21 protein-coding genes and 2 tRNA genes are annotated in these 22,314 nt (G+C 56.9%); 6 read left to right on the top strand and 17 right to left on the bottom strand.

Features of this window, described 5'->3' with window-relative positions:
- Window positions 1-4: 4 nt before the first annotated feature.
- The 3 genes from QUE75_RS11070 to QUE75_RS11080 all read right to left on the bottom strand — a co-directional run bounded on the left by QUE75_RS11070 (window position 5) and on the right by QUE75_RS11080 (window position 1,721).
- Window positions 5-802, bottom strand: a complete 798-nt coding sequence (locus QUE75_RS11070; RefSeq protein WP_138437530.1) for an MOSC domain-containing protein — start codon at window positions 800-802, stop codon at window positions 5-7.
- Between the two features lie 133 nt (window positions 803-935).
- Window positions 936-1,011 (bottom strand) — tRNA-Gly (locus QUE75_RS11075).
- Window positions 1,012-1,118: 107 nt separating this feature from the next.
- Entirely contained in the window at window positions 1,119-1,721 is a 603-nt protein-coding gene (locus QUE75_RS11080; protein WP_061332167.1) for a DUF924 family protein, read from the bottom strand.
- Between the two features lie 92 nt (window positions 1,722-1,813).
- On the opposite strand from QUE75_RS11080, the gene QUE75_RS11085 reads away from it, so the two are divergent.
- The 3 genes from QUE75_RS11085 (at window position 1,814) to QUE75_RS11095 (ending at window position 3,286) form a co-directional block, all read left to right on the top strand.
- On the top strand, window positions 1,814-2,191 hold the full coding sequence (locus QUE75_RS11085; protein ID WP_286250091.1) for a sirohydrochlorin chelatase: 378 nt from the start codon (window positions 1,814-1,816) through the stop codon (window positions 2,189-2,191).
- Window positions 2,192-2,219: 28 nt separating this feature from the next.
- Window positions 2,220-3,125 (top strand): TIGR01777 family oxidoreductase, encoded by a 906-nt coding sequence (locus QUE75_RS11090; RefSeq protein ID WP_286250093.1) that lies wholly within the window; start codon window positions 2,220-2,222, stop codon window positions 3,123-3,125.
- A gap of 85 nt (window positions 3,126-3,210) precedes the next feature.
- Window positions 3,211-3,286 (top strand) — tRNA-Glu (locus QUE75_RS11095).
- A 33-nt stretch (window positions 3,287-3,319) separates the two neighbouring features.
- On the opposite strand, the gene ccoM is transcribed toward QUE75_RS11095, so the two are convergent.
- Window positions 3,320-3,469, bottom strand: coding sequence for a cytochrome c oxidase subunit CcoM (gene ccoM / locus QUE75_RS20605; RefSeq protein WP_167392920.1), 150 nt, complete (start codon window positions 3,467-3,469; stop codon window positions 3,320-3,322).
- A 255-nt stretch (window positions 3,470-3,724) separates the two neighbouring features.
- Between ccoM and QUE75_RS11105 the strand changes: the two genes are divergently transcribed.
- Genes QUE75_RS11105 through pta form a run of 3 tightly spaced genes read left to right on the top strand, consistent with a single transcriptional unit; the run spans window position 3,725 to window position 9,535 of the window.
- Complete coding sequence (locus tag QUE75_RS11105; protein WP_106696042.1) at window positions 3,725-6,145, top strand: bifunctional diguanylate cyclase/phosphodiesterase; 2,421 nt, start codon at window positions 3,725-3,727, stop codon at window positions 6,143-6,145.
- 21 nt (window positions 6,146-6,166) lie between these two features.
- Window positions 6,167-7,354 carry an acetate/propionate family kinase gene (locus QUE75_RS11110; RefSeq protein ID WP_106695885.1) on the top strand — a complete coding sequence of 396 codons (1,188 nt, stop codon included), beginning with the start codon at window positions 6,167-6,169 and terminating at the stop codon, window positions 7,352-7,354.
- A 27-nt stretch (window positions 7,355-7,381) separates the two neighbouring features.
- Window positions 7,382-9,535: a phosphate acetyltransferase gene (gene pta / locus QUE75_RS11115; RefSeq protein WP_286250098.1), complete on the top strand. Its 2,154-nt coding sequence runs from the start codon at window positions 7,382-7,384 to the stop codon at window positions 9,533-9,535.
- Between the two features lie 36 nt (window positions 9,536-9,571).
- Here pta and der read toward each other — a convergent pair whose 3' ends face one another.
- From der to trmJ, 13 genes are all read right to left on the bottom strand, one after another.
- Window positions 9,572-10,993 (bottom strand): ribosome biogenesis GTPase Der, encoded by a 1,422-nt coding sequence (gene der, locus QUE75_RS11120; RefSeq protein WP_286250101.1) that lies wholly within the window; start codon window positions 10,991-10,993, stop codon window positions 9,572-9,574.
- Window positions 10,994-11,056: 63 nt separating this feature from the next.
- Window positions 11,057-12,220 (bottom strand): outer membrane protein assembly factor BamB, encoded by a 1,164-nt coding sequence (gene bamB, locus QUE75_RS11125; RefSeq protein WP_286250103.1) that lies wholly within the window; start codon window positions 12,218-12,220, stop codon window positions 11,057-11,059.
- Entirely contained in the window at window positions 12,220-12,876 is a 657-nt protein-coding gene (locus tag QUE75_RS11130; protein WP_286250106.1) for a YfgM family protein, read from the bottom strand. The genes bamB and QUE75_RS11130 overlap by 1 nt, the downstream gene beginning before the upstream one ends.
- Before the next feature lie 42 nt (window positions 12,877-12,918).
- On the bottom strand, window positions 12,919-14,172 hold the full coding sequence (gene hisS, locus QUE75_RS11135; RefSeq protein ID WP_396631656.1) for a histidine--tRNA ligase: 1,254 nt from the start codon (window positions 14,170-14,172) through the stop codon (window positions 12,919-12,921).
- 71 nt (window positions 14,173-14,243) lie between these two features.
- On the bottom strand, window positions 14,244-15,362 hold the full coding sequence (gene ispG / locus QUE75_RS11140) for a flavodoxin-dependent (E)-4-hydroxy-3-methylbut-2-enyl-diphosphate synthase (RefSeq protein ID WP_061332158.1): 1,119 nt from the start codon (window positions 15,360-15,362) through the stop codon (window positions 14,244-14,246).
- Window positions 15,363-15,395: 33 nt separating this feature from the next.
- The gene (locus QUE75_RS11145) at window positions 15,396-16,379 is read right to left on the bottom strand and encodes a RodZ domain-containing protein (protein WP_286250111.1); all 984 of its coding nucleotides are present in this window, start codon (window positions 16,377-16,379) and stop codon (window positions 15,396-15,398) included.
- Window positions 16,369-17,139, bottom strand: coding sequence for a type IV pilus biogenesis/stability protein PilW (gene pilW, locus QUE75_RS11150; RefSeq protein WP_286250113.1), 771 nt, complete (start codon window positions 17,137-17,139; stop codon window positions 16,369-16,371). Before pilW ends, QUE75_RS11145 begins: the two co-directional genes overlap by 11 nt.
- A 72-nt stretch (window positions 17,140-17,211) precedes the next feature.
- A complete protein-coding gene (rlmN, locus tag QUE75_RS11155) occupies window positions 17,212-18,321 on the bottom strand; it encodes a 23S rRNA (adenine(2503)-C(2))-methyltransferase RlmN (protein WP_286250116.1) in 1,110 nt (369 codons plus the stop codon).
- A 62-nt stretch (window positions 18,322-18,383) separates the two neighbouring features.
- On the bottom strand, window positions 18,384-18,812 hold the full coding sequence (ndk, locus tag QUE75_RS11160; protein WP_058091092.1) for a nucleoside-diphosphate kinase: 429 nt from the start codon (window positions 18,810-18,812) through the stop codon (window positions 18,384-18,386).
- Between the two features lie 66 nt (window positions 18,813-18,878).
- Window positions 18,879-20,027 carry an IscS subfamily cysteine desulfurase gene (locus tag QUE75_RS11165; RefSeq protein ID WP_061332151.1) on the bottom strand — a complete coding sequence of 383 codons (1,149 nt, stop codon included), beginning with the start codon at window positions 20,025-20,027 and terminating at the stop codon, window positions 18,879-18,881.
- A gap of 19 nt (window positions 20,028-20,046) precedes the next feature.
- On the bottom strand, window positions 20,047-20,544 hold the full coding sequence (gene iscR / locus QUE75_RS11170; protein WP_061332149.1) for a Fe-S cluster assembly transcriptional regulator IscR: 498 nt from the start codon (window positions 20,542-20,544) through the stop codon (window positions 20,047-20,049).
- 78 nt (window positions 20,545-20,622) lie between these two features.
- On the bottom strand, window positions 20,623-21,402 hold the full coding sequence (gene cysE, locus QUE75_RS11175; RefSeq protein ID WP_058091095.1) for a serine O-acetyltransferase: 780 nt from the start codon (window positions 21,400-21,402) through the stop codon (window positions 20,623-20,625).
- Window positions 21,395-22,255: a tRNA (cytosine(32)/uridine(32)-2'-O)-methyltransferase TrmJ gene (gene trmJ / locus QUE75_RS11180; protein WP_286250125.1), complete on the bottom strand. Its 861-nt coding sequence runs from the start codon at window positions 22,253-22,255 to the stop codon at window positions 21,395-21,397. Before trmJ ends, cysE begins: the two co-directional genes overlap by 8 nt.
- Window positions 22,256-22,314: the final 59 nt, after the last annotated feature.

Here is a 22,314-nt window from a genome sequence, read left to right on the forward strand (position 1 = left end):
TTGATCAAGACTCCTGTTGGGAAATGTCTACGGCATCGCCGACCGAAAGGCGCCCGCCACCCTGGTGAACGACGTTCTGGCCGAAAATCACACCATCCCCGGTTTTGCGATAACGGGAGAGCGTTCTGAGGGGCTCGGTACCCGGATCTTTCAGGCCAGTATCCGGGTCCACCGTGGTCATGACGCACCGGGAACAGGGTTTTGCGACCGCAAACCGGGTTTCACCGACGGTAATACTTTGCCAGCCATCTTCAGACCAGGCCTCAGCCCCTGAAATGACAACGTTCGGCCGGAAACGGCGCATATCCACGGCATTGGCCAGCCGGCTATTGAGCTCGTCGAGGGAAGCCTGATTGGTTATCAGCAAGGGGAACCCATCGGCAAATCCAACCCGGCGATTTTCCGGCACCCGCAACGGGTCTACACGACGAAAACTCTCATCGGGCATGTACACAAAACGAAGGGACTGGCCAAGGTAACGACTGATCGCCGCATCGGCCGGCTCAGGGCCGGTCAAGGCGTCCACGGTATCGCGCCAGACCTTGACCGCCATCCTGCCATTGCCGGGCCTCAGGACAAAGTCCCCCTGCCCCGGAACACCGATCTCAACACCCTGAGGCCCTATATGGGTCGAAACGTTTGCCAACAAAGGTAGCTGTCGCTGGGTTATAAACTGCCCCTGATCGCCCACCAGCATCCAACGCCGGTCCCCGGCGGGTCCGAATTCATCCAGTTCGAATGACGACACTTCGATGCCAGCCAGGGACTTGACCGGGTATATAAAGAGGGATTGAACGCGCATGATGACCACCCTTGCAAGTAACAGGTTTGGGATGGAAGTGAGCGAGTATAACCGACGAAACCTTGTCCATGGGGGAGAAATGCGGAACAGGAAACAAAAAACCCGGCCTTGTGGGCCGGGTTTTTCCTGAATCTGGAGCGGGAAACGAGATTCGAACTCGCGACCCCAACCTTGGCAAGGTTGTGCTCTACCAACTGAGCTATTCCCGCTTGCTGTCAGAGGGCGTTGCCTCTCAACGGCTGCGTATTCTACTGATCAGCGTTCGGCCGTCAACAATTTTTGTTAAAAATTTGTGATTACCCTCAACCGCTCCGTTTTACTGACCAAATCGGCGACCGCCCGCCAGATAGGCCTGCTCTGCCTCCGTGGATGTTCGCCCCAGCGCCTTGTTTCGATGGGGGAAGCGGCCGAATTGCAGCACGATATCCCGGTGATCTACGGCCGACTGCAGGAAGCTACCCAAAAATTCGGCGAGTAAGCCGTCGGCACTGGCAACCAACTGCTCATAACATGCCACTGACAAATCCTGGTCCTTCTTGAGCTCGGAATGCTGCATGGGCATATAAAGAAACGCCCGTTGAATGAGCGGCAACTCAAGATCCTGCCCCCTATCCATTGCCTGCCTGCTCAAATTGCGGGCCAGCCGATCACTTTCGAACGCCAGGGCACCGCCACGGAAGATGTTACGGGTAAACTGATCGAGCAGCAGTATTTCAGCCAATGCGCCTCCCGCTTCATTTCGCCAATGCTCCAAACCCTGCTCAGAGGCGAACAGCACCAGCGAAAGAAAGCGCCTTCGAATTTCCTGGTCAAACTTCCGATCGGACCGAAACCAACGGTTTCGGTGATCGGCGTCCGGCAGCCCATGCTCATCCAATTTTCCAAACCAGAAATCCAGAAGCTCTTTCCAATCGAACATTTACCGACTCCCTGTTACATTTAAATCAGCGGGTGTACAGGATCTTATTTGATTACGACCGAAGCATTCCATTTGACCACCCAGGAGCAACCATGACCCAGCCTCACCGAATCATTCTGCTGGCCCACGGCAGCAGTGACCAACGCTGGTGTGAAACCTTTGAACAACTGGCAGCACCAACACTCAAGTCGGTTGAGAACGCCGCCATCGCCTATATGGAGCTGGCCGAACCCTCGCTGGAAACCATCGTGAGCCAGGGCAAAGCCGATGGTACCGAGCACTTTACCGTGGTTCCCCTGTTCCTGGCAGCAGGCCGGCACCTGCGCAAAGATGTACCGGCAATGATCGCAGACCTGGAAAGCCAGCATGGTGTCCAGATCAAACTGGCGCCGCCCATCGGCCAGAACCCTCAGCTGGGCAATGCCATCCGGGATGTTGTGCTCCAGGAGCTGGAGAATAGCGGTTCCTGAAACCATCAGCCGACAGGAGGAGATCACCATGGAGAAAAAAATCCTGATTACCGGTGGTACCGGTTTTATCGGCACCATACTTTGCCGCGAGTTGATCAACAAAGGGTACGGGCTGACCGTTCTCAGTCGACAACCGGCAGATACGGTTCGGGCACTGTGTGGTCGGGTAGAAGCGACATCAGACCTGAAGCTTCTTGAAGGGCATCAAGGGTACCATGCCGTCATCAATCTGGCCGGCGAAGGGATCGCCGACAAGCGTTGGACGGCGTCCCGAAAACAGGCTCTGCGGGACAGTCGTATTGGCCTAACCCGGACTTTGGTTGATGTATGCAGAAGCTGGCAAAGCCCGCCTGAAGTTTTGGTATCTGGTTCTGCTGTGGGCTACTACGGAAATCAGGGGAATCATCTGGTAACAGAGGAGACCCACCCACATCCGGAGTTCACCCATGAATTGTGCCGTGACTGGGAACAGGCAGCACTATCTATGGAAGAACTGGGCACCAGGGTTTGCCTGTGTCGCACCGGCATTGTGACTGGCAGAGGTGGCGGCTTCCTGCAGAGAATGATCCTGCCTTTCCGGCTCGGCCTTGGCGGTCGCCTCGGCAACGGGCAACAGTACATGCCCTGGGTGCACAGGGATGATGTGGTTTCAGGGCTTATCTGGATGCTTGAGAACCCCCACGCGAAGGGAGCCTACAACATGGTAAGCCCCAATCCGGCCACTAACCGGGAGTTCACCAAAACCCTTGGCAAGGTTGTTCATCGGCCCACGGTATTCCCGGCCCCCGCGCCGGTGCTCAAACTGGCACTGGGTGAGATGGCAGGGCTGTTACTCACCGGGCAGAAAGCAGTTCCGGCGAAACTGCAGCATGAGGGCTTCCGGTTCAAATACGCCGAATTGGAACCAGCATTGGCGGACAGCGTGGCGGGGTGATTTTTTCAAAAAAACCGTTGACAGGGCAAAGGGCCTTACTTAATATACGCGCCACCTCGACGAGGCAAGTTGTTGAAAACGTTGCGTCCCCTTCGTCTAGTGGCCTAGGACTCCGCCCTTTCACGGCGGCAACAGGGGTTCGAACCCCCTAGGGGACGCCAATTTTTTCAATCGGTTAGGCGATTTCTTGCCGGTTAGCCACCCTGCCCTCGATGGTGTCCTTTGTGACCTTTTCCTCCATGGGCTTTCTGGTCTTTCACTACGAAAATCCCAACCCCCACAAAAAAGCCAACCATCAGCAACACGGTTGCAATACCCGCGATAACCACTGCATCCATATACATAGCGTTAACTCCTGCTCTATCTGAAACTTGATTAAGCTCAGGTTACGCCCGGGCGACCAACCCCGTATTGATCTGTGTCAAAGGCAACTATCACCTCTTTCATTTCACAAACTGCGAAACACCGCCCGAATTATTCCGTTATTTCCTGTATTTGCAGCGCATTCGACATAAACTACTGCTATAGTCGATAACAGGATAAGCACCTACTCTGCGCATCTTATGCCTGATATCCAATGTGATAGCGAAGTTCACAACATGCCAGAATTCATGCCCCGATTGAGGCGTATTCGCACAGCCTCTCCGCTTTCTTTCAGGCTCCTGGCATGGATCCTATTGTTCAGTACTGCCTTCACGCTTCTGGCGGCGGGCGTGCAGATCTATTCTGATTACCGTAAAGACCTGTCGCTGATCGAAGAACGGATGGAAGTGATTGAATCCGGCTACGCCTCAAGCCTGGCCCGGAGCCTCTGGGCCCTCGATCAGAAATTGCTGCAAACCCAGATGGAAGGCATCCTGAGCCTGCCGGATATTACCCACCTTCGGCTTCGAATCGAGCCTGACTCCGAACTCGTCATGGGAGAAATTCCCAGGCAGGCCGATACCCTTGTCCATCGTTTCGAACTCATTCAGCGCGATGGAAATGAATTCCTGCTTGGGGAACTTGAGATTACCGCCAACCTGGAACGGGTGTATGGCGAACTCCAGCGAAAAGTCGGTGTAATTCTGGCCACACAGTTCCTGATCGTCTTTTTTGTTTCCGTGCTTATCCTGTGGATATTCCAGCACCTTGTGACCCGCCACCTCACCGCTATGGCCGACTACACCAAGGATCTATCCCTGAAAAACCTGTCCAGGCCCCTGGTGCTGGACCGTCCTGACAGTACAGCCAATGGCAAGGACGAACTGGGCATGGTGACGGACGCCATCAATCAGATGCGGGAAAGGCTGAATGAGGATGTCGCCCGGCGCGAGCGAGACGCAGCCGACATTCTGAAGTTTTCCAAGGCCATTGATCAAAGCCCCTCTTCGGTTCTGATCTGTGATCGGCAATGGCGAATCGAGTACGCCAACCGAAAGTTCAGTCAACTTACCGGCCATACTATAGACGACATCATTGGCAAACATCCGTCGCACCTGATCGAAAACAGTATGGACATTCAGGACGCCCGCCATCTTTGGCAGTCCATCCGGCTGCAGGTACAACGGGTTGGTGTTTGGCAAGGCGAAGTCAACAGCGTCCGGCGCAATGGTGAGCGCTACTGGGAGCAGCTGGTGGTCACCCCTATCCGCGATAATAACGGTGACACCACCGGCTACCTCATCCTCGGTGAAGACATCAGCATCCGTAAGCGCTATGAACAGCAACTGTTGCGCCAGGCCAATTACGACATACTGACCGGCCTACCAAACCGGATGTTGGCCCTGGATCGCCTTAAGCTGGCACTGGCCCAGGCCCGCCGAGACAATTCCCAGGTGGGGGTCATGTTCCTGGACCTCGACAATTTCAAACACATAAACGACACCCTGGGCCACGATGCCGGCGATACCCTGCTGGTGGAGGCCGCCCGTCGTATCTCCAGCTGCCTCAGGGGCACCAGTACCGTTGCCCGCCTGGGTGGGGATGAGTTTCTGGTTATTCTGCCGGGCCTCACGGGAACTGAGGCCTCATGCCAGGTCGCGGAGAGGATTCTGAAAACCTTTGCCCCCGCGTTTATGCTCAATGGCCAGGAAGTCTTTGTGACAACCAGTATCGGGATCGCCATCTTCCCTACCGATTCCGATAACAGTGGCACATTGCTCCAGCATGCAGATGCCGCCATGTATCAAGCCAAGCATAAAGGAAAGAGCTCCTACGCCCAGTTCACGCCGGAAATGACCGAAGTGTCCCATGAGCGGCTTCAGATGGAGTCGCACATGCGCAAGGCGCTGGAGCTGGGAGAATTCGAGCTGTATTACCAGCCGATAGTGGACACCGCTTCCGGCTCATTGATCGGCGCCGAGGCGCTGCTGCGCTGGAACAATCCGGCCATGGGCATGGTCATGCCCGACCGCTTCATTCCGCTGGCTGAAGAAACCGGCCTGATCATCCCGATCGGTGAATGGGTTATCGAGGAGGCCTGCAAAGCCGCTGTCGCCTGGCGAGCCATGACCGGCCTCGAATCCCTTTCGATTGCTGTCAATGTGTCGCCCCGTCAGTTCCGGGACCCCGGCTTTACCGATGCAGTCATGCGCTCCCTCAACGCCAGCGGGCTGCCACCGGAATGCCTTGAGCTGGAGATTACCGAAAGACTCATTCTTGATAACACCATTGAAACCGCCGACATCCTTCGGCAACTGGACAGGACCGGCATCCGGCTGTCAGTTGACGACTTCGGAACCGGCTATTCGGCCCTCAGCTATCTGAAGTCGTACCCGTTCGACACACTCAAGATCGACAAGTCGTTTATTCAGGATGTGTTGAACGAAAGTGGAGACGCCTCACTCGTGCGCGCTATCATCAACATGGCCCACAGTCTAGGACTGAAAGTCATCGCCGAGGGCGTCGAAGAAGAGGGGCAAACCCACTTCCTCAAGAATGAAAACTGCGACTATTCCCAAGGCTACTTCTACAGTCGCCCGATGCCCGAGCAGGATTTCATCCACTGGCTGGAAACCAATCATCGGGCCAATCTCTGAATCATCAAAACGGCACCAAGCATGGACGAAACAATACTTGTCGTGAACTGCGGCAGTTCCTCTATCAAACTCGCGCTGTTCGACAGCAACCACGAGAAACAAACCTCTGCACTGGCTGAACGGCTGAACAACCCCGACTCGATCGCAAAGATTTCCGGCGATAGCGTACCGGTGGCCTTACCCGCAAACGCTTCCCACGACCACGCCCTGCAGGCCCTGGTGAACGCTTTCTACGATCGCAACCTGATGAGCCGAGAGCCTGCCTCCATCGGTCATCGGGTGGTTCATGGTGGCGAGGCCTTTCGGGAAGCAGCACTGATCGACAAAAAGACCATAACGGCCATTGAGGATTGTGCCTCACTGGCGCCACTTCACAATCCGGTCAACCTGATCGGCATCAACGCCATGCAGCGCCTGTTTCCGGATGTACCGCAAGTGGCGGTTTTCGACACCGCTTTCCATCAGAGCCTGCCAAAGCGGGCCTTCCTGTATGCCCTGCCTGAACACTATTACCGGGAATGGGGTATCCGGCGCTATGGGTTTCACGGCACCAGCCATCAATTTATGGCCCATGAGGCATCGCGCCGCCTGGGTAAGACACCGGCGACGACGTCCATCATTTCAGCGCATCTTGGCAACGGCTGCAGCATTACTGCCATCGATAACGGCATCAGCAAAGATACCAGCATGGGGCTGACACCACTGGAGGGGCTGGTGATGGGCACCCGAAGTGGCGACGTCGACCCGGGGCTGTTTGACTACCTGGCCGGGCGCGGTATCAGTGCCAGTGAAGCCCATAGGGTTTTGAACCAGGACAGTGGATTACTCGGGCTGTCTGGACAGACCAATGATATGCGCTCGCTGTGCGAGCTGGCTGACCATGGCCACGAACCTTCACAACTGGCCATCGATGTATTCTGCTTCCGCCTGGCGAAGTACTTCGGGGCCATGATGGTGTCCCTGAGCCATCTGGATGCCCTGGTGTTCACCGGTGGCATTGGAGAGAACAGTGCGAGAGTCAGAGCCCAGACGATCGAACACCTGAAATTACTGGGCATTGCTCTCGATCCGGACCTGAACAACCATCACGGCCAGTACAGTGAAGGCCATATTGGTGATGCGGACTCCCGTTTTCCGGTACTGGTCATCCCAACCAACGAGGAACTGGTGATTGCCAGAGAAGCCAGCCGGCTCGCTAACCTAAACTGACATTCAAGGACGTAACCAGGAACCATTATGGCTAAGAGTCTGTTTATTGCCCCGACTTCCCTTGATTCGGGCCTCACTTCCGTATGCCTGGGCCTGCTGAGGGCCCTGGAACGGGAAGGAGTAAGCGTCGGTTTTTACAAGCCTTTCAGTCAATCGGTGCATCACGGTGAGGCCCGGCACAACGAAGGCAAGGACTCCTCGGTAGAGTTCGTCCGCTCCCGCAGTCACGTGCAGACACCCGACCCTCTGCCCCTCAAGCAAGCCCAACAGTTACTGAACCACGGCAAGGCAGACTTGCTGCTGGAAACCATTGTCGGGGAGTACCAGAAGGTCGCCAAAGACTTCGATGTTGTCATTATCGAGGGACTAGTGCCAGACCGAAGCGAGGCCTACATTGCCCGGCTGAATGTGGAAGTGGCTCGAAACCTGAATTCCGAAGTTATCCTCGTCAGCACCCCGAGAACCTGCACGGCTTCCGAACTGGACGACGAACTGGATTTCTCCGCCCGGATTTTTACCGCCCCGTCGGACCCTGACGTGATCGGCGTTATCCTGAACAAGGTTGGTGCCCCGGAAAAAACTGGCATTGCCCTGGACCAGCACCCCGATCACCAGCATCAGGACATCGATTATCAGACCGCCTGTTCGGTATTCAACACCGGGCGCTTTCGCCTGTTGGGTGAAATCCCCTGGCAACCGCACTTGCTGGCACCCCGTGTTTCCGACGTGGCCCGCGAGCTCGCGGTACCGGTGCTCCATGGCGGCCAGATGCACTCCCGGCGGGTACAGCGCGTTTCTGTGTGCGCCCGTACCATCCGGAACATGACCGACATCCTCAAGCCAGGCACCTTGCTGGTCACCCCCGGCGACCGGGAAGACATCATCGTGACCACAGCCGTCGCAGCACTCAACGGTGTGCCGCTCGCCGGATTGATGCTCACCGGTGGCCTGATGCCCGATGACAGGGTAATTGACCTGTGTCGCAGGGCACTCGAAACAGGGCTGCCGGTGCTCAGTTCTTCAACCAATACCTATGAAACCGCCCACATGCTTGCCAACCTGTCGGCCACCATTCCCATCGATGACCCCGACCGGATTGAACAGGCCATGGAGTCTGTCGCAACACGAATCGATACCGACTGGTTGCAGGAACACCTGAAGGTGCAGCGCCAGGGGCGCCTGTCGCCTCCGGCTTTTCGATATCAGTTGTCTGAGCGCTCCCGGGCCGCCAACAAACGCATCGTGCTGCCTGAAGGTGCGGAACCCAGAACCGTTCAGGCCGCCATCATTTGCCACCAGCGTAAACTTGCCCGCTGTGTTCTGATCGGTGATCCACGAGAAATACAATCGGTTGCCAGCTCCCAGGGCGTTGAACTGCCCGAAGACCTTGAGATACTTGACCCCCAGTCAGTCCGTAATCGCTATATCGCGCCCATGGTGGAACTGCGAAAACACAAAGGGCTAACTGAAGACATGGCGGAAGCCATGCTCGAGGACAACGTGGTACTGGGCACCATGATGGTTGCCATGGATGAAGCCGACGGTCTGGTGTCAGGGGCCATTCACACCACCGCCAATACCGTTCGACCGGCTCTGCAGCTGATCAAAACCCACGATCACGCCAAAGTGGTTTCATCGGTATTCTTCATGCTCCTACCCCAACAGGTCCTGGTTTACGGTGACTGCGCCATCAACCCGGACCCGAACGCTGAGGAATTGGCAGATATTGCCATCCAGAGCGCCCAGTCCGCCGAAGCCTTCGGCATCGAGCCCGTGGTTGCCATGATCAGCTACAGCACCGGGGAATCCGGCACCGGCGCAGATGTGGATAAAGTCAGGGAAGCCACTCGCATTGCCAGGGAACGCCGCCCTGATCTGTTGATAGACGGCCCACTGCAGTACGACGCCGCAGCCATCGAAAGTGTCGGCAAGGCCAAGGCACCCGACAGCAAGGTGGCCGGCAAGGCAACGGTATTTGTGTTCCCGGATCTCAACACCGGCAATACCACCTACAAGGCGGTTCAGAGAAGTGCCAATGTGGTCAGTGTTGGCCCGATGTTGCAAGGCCTGAGAAAACCCGTAAACGATCTGTCGCGTGGGGCGCTGGTGGAGGATATTGTTTTCACAATTGCCCTGACGGCGGTTCAGGCCCGCCAGGTAGAGAGTGCCGGGTTGGCGTAACGCCAACCCGTTACAGAATGGGCGCGGCCCGGCAGATCAGCGCTTGACGCTCTTCTGTCGGGTTTTGCGCACACGGCGCCCCTTCTTGATATCGTTGTCTTTCTTCACTTTCTGGCGCGGCGTCAGGCGGTCCACCTTGGTGGCGAAGGGGTTTTCACCAGACCGGAACTCAAACCGGATGGGCGAGCCCACCACCTTCAGCACCTTGCGGAAGGTATTTTCCAGGTACCGTTTATAAGCACCGGGCAACGAATCCACCTGATTGCCATGCACCACCACCACCGGCGGGTTAGAACCACCCTGGTGGGCATAGCGCAGCTTGATACGACGACCATGAACCATGGGGGGCTGATGCTGGGCCACGGCATCCTGCAGGATGGCGGTCAAGCGATTGGTTGGCCATTTGGCCATTGCGGACTCATAACAGGCCTGCACAGACTCGTACATGGTGCCAACACCGGTACCGTGCAAAGCCGAGATATAATACTTGTCGGCGTAGTCCAGGAAGTCCAGGCGGCGCCCCACCTGCTCTTTCACTTTTTCGCGGTCTTCCGGATCCATGCCATCCCATTTGTTAATGGCAATCACCAGGGAGCGGCCCGCATCCAGAACAAAGCCGATCAGGTGCATATCCTGGTCAACGAGCCCTTCCCGGGCATCAATCACCAGAATAACCACATGGGCGTCGTCTATGGCCTGAAGGGTTTTGATGATAGAGAACTTCTCCACCACTTCTTTCACGTTCTTCCGGCGCCGCACACCTGCGGTATCAATGAGCGTGTACTGGTGGCCGTGCCGCTCGTAGGGGATATACACGCTGTCCCGTGTGGTGCCGGGCATATCGTAGACAACGACTCGTTCCTCACCCAGCATCCGGTTGACCAGAGTCGATTTGCCTACGTTCGGGCGACCGACCACTCCGATTCGAATACCCGGGTACCGATCAGCCCGGTCCTGCTCTTCAACGTCCACCGGATCAGGCAGCAGAACTTCCAGTAGCGAGCGGATACCCCGGTTATGGGCAGCCGCAATCGGGAAGGTGGACTCAAAACCCAGGGAGTAAAAATCGGCGGAGGCAACATCCGGGTCCTGGCCATCGGTCTTGTTCACCACCAGATGCGCCTGCTTGCCGGAACGGCGCAGGTGATCTGCAATCATCTCATCACCGGCTGTCAGCCCTGCCCTGCCGTCGACCAGAAACAGGACGATATCGGCTTCCTCAACGGCCTGCATGGACTGCCGGGCCATCTCTGCGTCCAGCCCCACCTCGTCACCGGTCAAACCACCGGTGTCGATGACAATGAACTTCTGCCTCTCGTACTGACCCTCTCCGTATTTCCGGTCACGGGTCAAACCCGGAAAATCCGCCACCAGCGCGTCGCGGGAACGGGTCATCTGATTGAAAAGAGTGGACTTACCCACGTTCGGGCGTCCTACCAGGGCAATAACTGGGGTCATAATGTTCTGCTATATAAAAAGGTCAAAAGCCCGGCTCATGCCGGGCTGATCATGTGAACGGTGTTACTTTTTTGGTTTCAGGCTATAGACCGCCATTCGCCCACCGTTGCCGTAAACCAGCAGGTTACCATCTTCAATCACCTGAACCGGTACGCGGATACCGTCACTGTCGAACTTCAGCTGGCCCTGCAAGGCGCCATCCTCCCGGGACAGTGCGTGCAGGTAGCCCTCGTAATCCCCGGTGACCACGTAGTCACCACTGGCCACCGGCCGGGTGACCTGGCGCCAGGACAACCGGTCCTGAACCCAGAGTTCACGGCGGTCGCTGCCCCGATAGGCAATAATGTCGCCGTTCGCCGCCGCCAGGAAGATGCTGCCACCACCGATACTTGGCGAGTAGAAACTTGAAGCACGGCGGCTCCAGATTTCCTGCCCGGAGCGAATATCAACCAGCGCCAGTTTGCCCTGGTACCCGGCCACCATAATGGCCGATTCCAGGACCAACGGCTGGCCACCGATATCCACCAGCCGCTCCAGTTCTGTACGGCCCTGTGGTTGCCCGACCTCGTACTGCCAAACCGGCTGGCCAGCATCCGCGGTGAGCGCTATAACACGGCCGTTGGCGAAAGAAGCAATCACAATGTCGCCGCCCACCAAAGGAGCCGCCGCCGTTCGCATGGACAGCACCGGTACCTGGCCGTCGTATTGCCAGAGGCGTTCGCCATTAGCAGCATCGAAACCGATAACGCGGCCATCGGTGGTTTGCGCAACCACCAGAGAGCCATTGGACTGGGGCGCAGCAAGACCTTCGGTCGGTAATGAGGCCCGCCATAACTCATCGCTGGTTTCCCGTGACAAGGCAACCAGTTCGGCATCGCGGGTGATGTAATACAACTGGTTACCGTCGCCACCGAAGCCGGCAAATATCCGGTCTTTCGACCGCCGCTGCCAGAGCGCCTTGCCATTCCCGGGCTCCACCGCCACCAGCAGGCCATCGGCAGAGGCTGCATAGATCACGTCGCCGGCGTACAACGGTGCCAGGTGCAAAAACTGGTCATCATGCCCCTTACCGACTGACATGGTCCAGATACGCTTGAACTCAACACTGGCATCAATTTCAGGAACCGGCACCGGCTGTTCAAAGGTATCCTTGGTGCTGCAGCCCACGAGCAGCACCACCAAGGATGCCAGAGAAAAACGAACGAACCTGTTGCGAGTTACCCGCATCAGGCCCCCTCCCCGACACCAAGGTCAGAGAGCTTAAGTTCCAGAATACCGCTGCGGCCCTGTTGGTTTTGCTCCCGTGCCGTGATGTAGGCATCACGGGCGCCGTCGGTGTCACCTTGTGCGAGCAGGATGTCCCCACGCAATTCTGAGAACACGCCAGCAAAGGCGTCGGCATTGGCCGCACCGTCCAGGGTTGCCAGGGCGTCATCGTACCGCTCGGCAGCAAACTGTGCCCGGGCCAGTCGGTTACGCACAACCAGACTCAGGGCTGGGTAATCCGCTGCCTTGTCCAGGGCCCAGTTCAATGAGTCAATGGCGGCCTCAGCGTTACCGTCCACCATCATCTGTTGGCGAGCCAGTACCAGGTTGCCATAGATGGCGTAGGCGCTCTTGCCATAGTCGTTGCGAAGGGACTCGGCAACAAATGCGACGGTTTCGCTGGCATTCTCGTCGGATTCGTCGGCAAAGGCATTGAGCAGAGTAGCAAACTGGTTAGCCGCTTCCGCACGCTGCTGAGCCTGGTGGTTCTGCAAGGCCTGCCAGCCGAATACGATGGCCAGCGCAGCACCGATACCAATCAGCAGAGAACTGCCGTTCTTCTTCCACCAGTCCTTGATCGCCTGGATCTGTTCCTCTTCGGTGCGCAACTCAGCCATGTAAACTCCTGTTCATCAATAATGTTGCTGTTCTTGTGAAAATCATTGTGCAAGCCGGTTGGCGAGCGCCTGGGCCAGTTCACTGCGGGCAATGTCCTGCTGCGGCTCATCGTCGCGCAAGGGCTTCAGGCCAACATTGCCACTGGCCAGCTCATTCTCGCCCAGGATGACCGCGTAGCGGGCGCCGCTGCGGTCCGCCTTCTTCATCTGGCTCTTGAAGCTGCCACCGCCACAGTGAGTGACAACCACACGACCGGGTAACGCGCTGCGAAGTTCTTCCGCAATCGCCATCGCCGGGGCGATAACCTTGTCGCCCATGGCGGTTACGTATACGTCGGCATGGTTGTTAACGTAATCAGGCACCAATTCCAGGGTTTCGAGCAACAGGATCAGTCGCTCCAGCCCCATAGCAAAGCCCACCGCCTTGGTTGGTTTGCCACCCAACTGCTCTACCAGGCCATCGTAACGGCCACCAGCACACACGGTGCCTTGTGCACCGAGACTGTCGGTAATCCACTCGAAAACGGTTTTGCCATAATAATCCAGACCCCGAACGAGGGCCGGGTTTACGCTGTATTTCACGCCGGCGGCGTCCAACAGCCCCTTCAATTGCTCAAAGTGGGCCCGGGATTCGTCATCCAGGTAATCGTCCAGGCTTGGCGCCCCTTCCAGGATTTTCCGGGTTCCGGCATCCTTGCTGTCCAGAATCCGTAACGGATTCGTGGTCAACCGGCGCTTACTGTCGTCATCCAGCTGATCCCGGTACTGGTCCAGATAATCAACCAGAGCCTGGCGGTAGACTTTCCGGGCTTCACTGGTGCCAATGGAGTTAATCTCAAGGCGCGTATGCCCGGCAAGACCAAGGACCTGCCACAGCCGCGCCGTGAGTATCAGCAACTCGGCGTCTATATCCGGACCATCCATGCCAAAACACTCCACGCCAATCTGGTGGAACTGGCGGTAGCGGCCTTTCTGGGGGCGTTCGTGGCGGAACATCGGGCCGGTATACCAAAGCCGGCGGGTCTGGTTGAACAGCAGGCCATGCTCTTCGGCTGCCCTGACGCAACCGGCTGTGCCTTCCGGGCGAAGGGTCAGGCTGTCGCCATTCCTGTCGTCAAAGGTGTACATTTCTTTTTCGACAATGTCAGTGACTTCACCAATTGAGCGCTTGAACAGTTCGGTCTGTTCAACCACCGGCATGCGGATTTCCTGGTATCCGTATTGCCCAAGTACCTGACGTACCGTTGACTCTACATACTGCCAGACGGGGGTCTGCTCCGGCAGAATATCGTTCATTCCGCGGATTGCCTGAATCTTAGCCAAGTTAAAACCCTGATACTTTAATGAATGATGTCGAATTGGACGGCTCAGTCCGCAGACCGGGCAATCACGGATTCTTCCTGCTGCTGCCGCTCTGCAACTTTTTCCCGGATGATTCGCTCCAGGTCGTCCGTCAACGTCGCATTGTCCAACTTCTGATTTGGCTTTCCGTCCAGATACAGAAGGTTTTTCGGCGTACCGCCCGTCAACCCGAGGTCCGCCACCTTGGCTTCTCCGGGACCGTTCACTATGCAGCCAATAATGGCAACGTCCAGGGAGGTATTGACGTCTTCCAGGCGAGCCTCCAGATCATTCATGGTCTGGATCACATCAAAGTTCTGCCTGGAACAGCTGGGGCAAGCGATGAAGTTGATACCACGGCTGCGCAAACGCAGGCTCTTGAGAATATCGAAGCCAACCTTGATTTCCTGCACGGGGTCTGCGGCCAGTGATACCCGAATGGTGTCGCCAATACCGTCCATCAGCAACATGCCAAGGCCGATAGAGGATTTCACTGTGCCCGAACGAAAGCCACCGGCCTCGGTAATACCCAGGTGCAAAGGCTGTACAATCTGGGAGGCAATCTTCCGGTAGGCATCAACGGTCATAAATACCTCTGACGCCTTCAGGCTAACTTTGAAATCCTGGAAATCGTGTTTATCCAGAATATCGATGTGCCGCATGGCAGACTCTACCAGGGCCTCTGCGGTAGGCTCACCGTATTTACGCTGGAGGCTCTTTTCAAGAGACCCGGCATTCACGCCAATACGGATCGGGATATTGCCGTCCCGAGCCGCGCTGATGACGGCGTTGACGCGATCGTCCCGACCAATGTTACCGGGGTTGATGCGCAAACAGTCAACACCAAGCTCGGCCACTCGCAGGGCAATTTTGTAATCGAAGTGAATATCGGCAACGAGCGGCAGAGATACGCGCTTGCGAATCTGTCCGAACGCTTCAGCGGCCTCCATGGAGGGTACTGAAACACGGACGATATCGGCGCCGGCCTCCTGCAACGCTGCAATCTGGCCAACGGTCGCCTCTACATCACAGGTGTTTGTGTTGGTCATGCTCTGAACCGCAATCGGTGCATCGCCGCCAACCGGCACATTGCCCACCATGATCTGGCGGGATTTACGTCTTTTGATCGGGGATTCGTGTTTCATTTGCTGGAACCAACAGTTATTCGGGCGTTCGGATCAAAGTTCGAGCGTGAACTCCGACCGGTTGTTCACTACGCGAAAATCACCAATATTCAGGGCTTCACCCTGGAATCGAATGGACTCAACGGCGCTCACAGCACCAATAACCACAGTCAACGGTGCATCTCCGGTCACATCCAGTTGCTCTCCGCTACGTCGCAAGCCGCTGACCAACCGGCTACCGCCGGCGTCTGTCACCTGTACCCAGCAATCTCCTGAAAAGGCAATCTGCAGCCGGGCCTCGGTTGTCGCCGCGGGAGCAAGCAGCTGCTCTTCCTGCAAGGCAGGCTCTGTCGACTGGGTGACAGCGGGCACCCGATCAGCCGGAAGCTCATCCAGCTCCGCACCGATGGGTTCAGGCTCCAGCGGCTCTGCCGGGGGTACACGTTCACTTTCCAGAACCGTCGAGCCTTCTTCAGGTAACGGCTGTTCCGCAGCGCCGAACTCGTCATTCGGCTCGGTCACCGGCTGCACGTCCTGACCATCGGCCGCCGGGCCCTGTTCCGGCGTCACTGTCTCGGCCGGGGTTTCCGCCTCTGGAGCTGGCTCGCCGTCCTCTCCCTGCTCCGCAAGATATCCTGCGATCAGGTAGGCCACCAACGCGACAACCAACAGCGCCAAGAGCACTTTTGCAACCTGACGCTTGCGGCGTTTCTTGCGTTCAATGGAAACCAGGGGGCTTGCCTGGTGTTCCTGTTCCCTTTGCTGGCGAGCCGGCTCCAGCTCCCGATTCAGGTCGGCAATAACCGCGTCTGCGTCCAGCCCCACCTGGCGGGCATAGGCACGCACATACCCTTTTAGGAAAAGCTCACTGTCTATTTTGCTGTAATCGCCGTTTTCTATAGCCTGAATCACAGACGGCCGGAGATGCTGTTCATCAGCAATGGCTGAGACGCTCAATCCGAGACGCTCACGCCCTTGCCGAAGCAGCTCCCCGACAGGCTCCGCCGTCACCTGATCTGGCTCCACGTCACCGGTCATTGGCAATCAACACCCTGTATTGTTGGTATTCCAGAGAATCTGAGTAATCATTTCGGAGCAACATCGCCAGGCTCACTTCCTGATCACGATCATTAAAATGCCGCGCTATCCGAATACCCGTATACAGGCTCTCAGCCGAGTGTGACAAGCGGGTATTGCGCTGAATCATGGTTTGGAGACGGCTGTAATAACGCGAGGCCTCGGTAAAATCTCCTTTCTCAACCAACACCCTGGACAGGGAAAGCAAGGTTCTTGCTTCACCACGGGTCAACTCCACGGCTCGACGATAGGCTCCCTCAGCGGCGTCCAGGTTGCCAAGCCGCTCCTCGGTCATGCCCAAATTATAGAATACCGCTCCGCGTTCCCGATAACCGGTGTCGCGTGAAGCAACACTGAACTGATCCCGAGCTTCCGAAAACCGTCCGTTACTGTACAGGAAAGCACCGTAGTAAACCCGCGCCCGGGAGTAACTGGAATCCTGACTGATGGCACGTTTGAAGTTACGCTCGGCCAGTTCCGGCTCGCCCTCAGCGTTATAGACCAACCCCATGGCAGCAAGGGCTTCAGAACTATTCGGAGAGAGTTCCAGGGCACGTTCAAGGTGGTGGCGAGCACGATCAAGATTGCCCTGACCGATATAGGCCGTGGCCAGCTGTACGTAGTTACTGACCGCTTTGTCGCGGTCCGCTTCCCGGGAAAAGCGACTGTCGGTTGTGGTCACACAACCGGAGAGAACAAGACCGAACAATAGAACAGCCATTGTAAACAGATGCGAGCATTGTGCTTTTCCTTTCACGAAACACCTTACCTTAGTCGCTTCCGCGTTGTTAAATCAGGGATTTACCTGCTGTACTGCAATGTATCTCTGGCTCCTGCGAGTTCGGTCCTCCACCCGCCCGACCAATTGCCCACAGGCAGCGTCTATGTCATCACCACGGGTGGTACGAATGGTGGTTACGTATCCGCCCTCGTTGAGTACCGTCTGGAATCGCCGCGTTGCGTTCATGCTGGGCCGTTTGAAATCGCTTTCCGGGAACGGGTTGAACGGGATCAGGTTAATCTTGCAAGGCAGGCCTTTCAACAGGGCCACCAGCTCCCGCGCATGTTCCGGTTTATCATTAACGCCTTCAATAACCGTATATTCAATGGTGGCCTTACGTTTATCCGGCAACCGAGCCAGATACCGCCGTGTCGCCGCCAAAAGTTCCGCTATGGGATACTTTTTATTCAATGGAACCAGCGTGTTGCGCAGCTCATCATTGGGTGCGTGGAGCGAGATGGCCAGTGAAACATCGGTAACCTCACCCAACCGGTCCAGGGCAGGCACCACGCCAGACGTGCTCAGGGTCACCCGCCGTTTGGAGATTCCATAGGCCAGATCTTCCATCATCAGGTTCATGGCATCGACGACATTGTCAAAGTTGAGCAGTGGCTCACCCATGCCCATCATCACCACGTTGGTGATCGGGCGGTCGGTGGGATCAAAGGGCATGAAGGCTCTTCGGGCAACCCAGACCTGACCAATAATCTCAGCAGCAGTCAGGTTACGGTTAAAGCCACGCTTGCCGGTGGAACAGAACGTGCAGTCAAGGCTGCAGCCAATCTGCGAAGATACGCACAGGGTGCCCCTCTCGCCATCCGGAATCAGTACGGTTTCAACACTGTTGCCGTTATCCATGCGCATCACCCACTTTCGGGTGCCATCTTTGGAGGTTTCGTCGTAGACCACCTCCGGACCACGAACTTCGGCGATTTCCTTGAGCCGTTCACGCAGTGCGCGGCTCATATTGGTCATTTGATCGAAGTCATCAACGCCTCGCTGATGGATCCACTGCAGCACCTGCTGCGCCCGGAAGCGCTTTTCGCCCAGGGTCTCAAAGAACGCCTCAAGCTTGGCTTTGGGCATCCCCAGGAGATTGATTTTTTCGGCAGTGCCAGTCATGCAATAACCTCGATCAGATAACCAATTCAGGGGTGGTTTTCACCACCCCTGAACCAACAACATCAACCGCGCGGGCAGATCTCGTTGTCATTGAAAAAATACGCCACTTCACGCTCAGCGGAAGCTGCTGAGTCTGAACCGTGAACGGCATTGGCATCAATGGATGATGCAAAGTCGGCACGGATAGTGCCGGCCGCCGCTTCTTTCGGGTTGGTAGCACCCATCAGATCGCGGTTCTTGAGGATGGCGCCTTCGCCTTCCAGCACCTGCACAACCACCGGGCCAGACGTCATGAAAGCAACCAGATCGTTGAAGAACGGGCGCTCTTTGTGCTCGGCGTAGAAACCTTCTGCCTGCTCCTGGGTCAGGTGCATCATCTTGGCAGCGACGATTTTCAGGTCAGCTTTCTCGAAACGGCTGTAAATTTCGCCGATAACGTTCTTGGCGACCGCGTCGGGCTTGATAATAGAGAGCGTGCGCTCGTTTGCCATGGTATTTCTCCAGTCAGGTTCATGAAAATTCAGAGGTGCGATTATACGCAGTCCGGGTGCAACTGCCTACCGCACGGCACGAAGTCGGGTAACAACATCAATAATTTGCGAACAGGCAAAATCCATTTCCTGCTCGGTGCTGAACCGGCCAAACGAAAACCGAAGGGCACGGTGCGCCAACTCATCGCTCAAACCTATGCCCCGCAACACAAACGAGGGCTCTACTGTCGCTGAGGCGCAGGCGGAACCGGACGATACCGCGAGATTTCGCAGCCCGAGCATTAAAGACTCAGCCTCCACACCCTCGAATGACAGATTGACAATGCCAGGCACCCGATGTTCCCGACTGCCGTTAAAGTGCACCCCTTCGAGCCCTTCCAGCCCTGTGAGAAATCGTTCGCGCAGCGATTCAAGCCGGGACAGTTCATCATCAAGCCCCGCGCCGGCCAGCTCAAACGCCCGCCCCATGCCAACAATCTGATGGGTTGGCAGGGTACCAGAACGCATCCCCCGCTCATGGCCACCGCCATGCATCTGGGCCTGAATACGCACATCGGGAGAACGGCGCACATAAAGCGCTCCCACGCCCTTCGGGCCATAGACCTTGTGCGCTGACAAAGACAGAAGATCAACGTTCAGCTCGCCCACCACCACCGGGATTTTACCCGCAGCCTGAGCGGCATCAACATGCAGCAGGATGCCTCGCTGGCGAAGCTGCTCGCCGATGGCGGCAATATCGGTCACACACCCCAGCTCATTATTCACCATCATCAGGCTGACCAGCACGGTGTTATCACGCAGGGCGGCTACCACCGCCTGGGGGTCAATCCGGCCGTCAGACTCGGGGTGCAGCCAGGTAACGTCAACACCGTTTTGCTCGAGCCATTTGCAGGTATCCACAACCGCCTTGTGCTCGATCACCGAGGTTACAATGTGAGGCGATTCGTGGCCGGCAACCGCACCCTTGATGGCCAGGTTGTCGGACTCGGTAGCGCCGGAGGTCCAGACAATCTCCCTTGGGTCGGCGTGAATCAGGTCAGCGACCTGGCGTCGAGCGTTTTCAACGGCCGCTTCCGCTTGCCACCCGTATCCATGGGAACGAGAAGCAGGATTACCAAACACTCCGTCAAGGGTCAGGTAGTTCATCATGTCTGAGGCAACAGACGGATCAACGGGCGTCGTGGCCGCGTAGTCCAGGTATACGGGCTTTTTCATAATCACAGGATGCTGTTTATCAGGCAGTGGCCTGGTCGGTCAGGCGTTGGGTATTAATCGCGTCAGAGTCATCATCCGAGTGCTTCCGGTTCTGGCGATCCGCCACCTGACGGATCTCGCGCTTCCGCATCAAATCCCCCAGACTGATTTCACTCAGGAACTGGTGGATCTGATCACTCAAATCAGACCATAAATGGTGGGTAAGACACTTCTCGCCATTCTGGCAATCGCCCTTGTTGCCGCAACGGGTGGTGTCGAGCGATTCACTGACCGCATCCACCACTTCAGCAACAAACACGTCGTCGGCAGGCCGACTCAGGCGGTAGCCACCGCCCGGACCACGCACACTCACCACCAAATGCTGGCGACGCAAACGCGAGAACAACTGTTCCAGATAAGAGAGGGAAATTTCTTGCCGGGCTGAAATATCCGCAAGACTTACCGGCCCCTGGCTTCCGTGCAGAGCCAGATCAAGCATCGCCGTCACAGCGTAGCGGCCTTTGGTGGTCAGCTTCATATTCTCAGCCCCAGTGATGGGATTGAATCTCGATTCGCAGGGCTGAGTATGAATTGACCCACCAAAACAGTCAAGTATTCAACCCCTGCCCTCGTTGTCCGCCTCGTCGCGCACACAGTCAAAGTCTTCTTCATGCAACGGCGGCAGCTCTCCGTTCTGATATTCACTGTTCACCTTACGGAGTGCTTTGCACATGGTTTCAATTCGATCATCCACCGCATGCATGTGGTCGAGGAGCGAACGCATGGCCCGGGCAACCGGGTCTGGCATCTCTTCCGTCACACCATAGGCGTCAAAGCCCATGCGCTCTTCCATCTCCTTGCGCCGCACGTCATCGTCGGAGTGGCGCTTCACAATCACCCGGCCCGGAATACCCACCACTGTAGCGCCGGCGGGGACGGCCTTGGTCACCACGGAATTGGAACCAATCTTCGCACCAGGGCCCACTTCGAACGGCCCAAGAATCTTTGCGCCTGCACCGACAACCACGCCATCACCGATGGTTGGGTGGCGTTTGCCTTTGTTCCAGCTGGTTCCGCCCAGGGTAACGCCCTGATAGAGGGTGACGTCATCGCCGATAACCGTGGTTTCCCCGATCACCACGCCCATGCCGTGGTCGATAAAAAACCGGCGACCGATGGTCGCACCCGGATGAATCTCAATGCCGGTGAACCAGCGCGCCAACGTGGAGATGGTCCGTGCCAGCCACTTCAGCCCAAGATTCCAGAGCCAATGGGAAAACCTGTGAAACAGCAATGCATGGAGGCCCGGATAATTGGTAAGCACCTCGAAGGTGTTCCGCGCCGCCGGATCCCGGTGAAATACGCTTTTGACATCTTCCCTTAAACGCTCAAACATGGCCTTTTTCCTGCCCCTCATCCGCAGTATTTTTCTGCTTGTCGCTCCCCGGCAGGGTTCCGGCAGCCTTTTGTACGGATGTCAGAATGCCCCTAAGGATATTGATTTCCATCTGGTCAAGACGTGCACGCTGAAACAGGCGTCGCAGGCGGGTCATCAGCTGCCTGGGGTTGTTACGACGATGGAAATCCACATCCACCAACACCTGTTCCAGATGCCCGAAGAAGCCTTCCACCTCCTGCACTTCTGCCGGCGGCACATCCCAGCCATGGTCGCCCGGTCCAACCATGGCCTCAAGATTGGGACTCGCCTCACCTTCTTCAAGGCTGCGCAGGTAATGCATGCGCAATTCGTAGCAAACCACCTGCACCGCCATGGCCAGATTCAATGAACTGTAGTCCGGATTCGACGGAATATGAATGTGGTAGTGGCAACGCTGAAGCTCATCATTGGACAAACCGTGGTTTTCACGCCCGAACACCAGCGCAACCCGACCCTGCCGGCTATATTCGCCCGCCGTCGCTGCCGCCTGGGGCGGAGCAATCACCGGCCAGGGCACCTTCCGGCCGCGGGCACTGGTACCCATCACCAGAACACAATCCGCCAGCGCGTCGTCAAGCGTGGCAACCACCTGGGCCCTGTCCAGAACATCTGAGGCACCGGCAGAACGCGCGTAAGAGGCCTCATCCGGGAACGAAGCCGGGTTAACCAGCCATAAGTTGCCCAGCCCCATGTTTTTCATCGCCCTTGCGACCGCACCAATATTGCCGGAATGCGAAGTTTCAACCAGGACGATCCTGACCTGATCATTGAACGTGTCAGAACCTTCCTGTGGCAATGCGGGCTTGTGCATGGTTTTCGGGCCTATGAATTAACAGACGTTAAATATTGGAAGGGAATGATAGCAGAAAC

It is taken from the genome of Marinobacter shengliensis (assembly GCF_030297115.1).
GTDB classification, from domain to species: Bacteria; Pseudomonadota; Gammaproteobacteria; order Pseudomonadales; family Oleiphilaceae; genus Marinobacter; species Marinobacter shengliensis.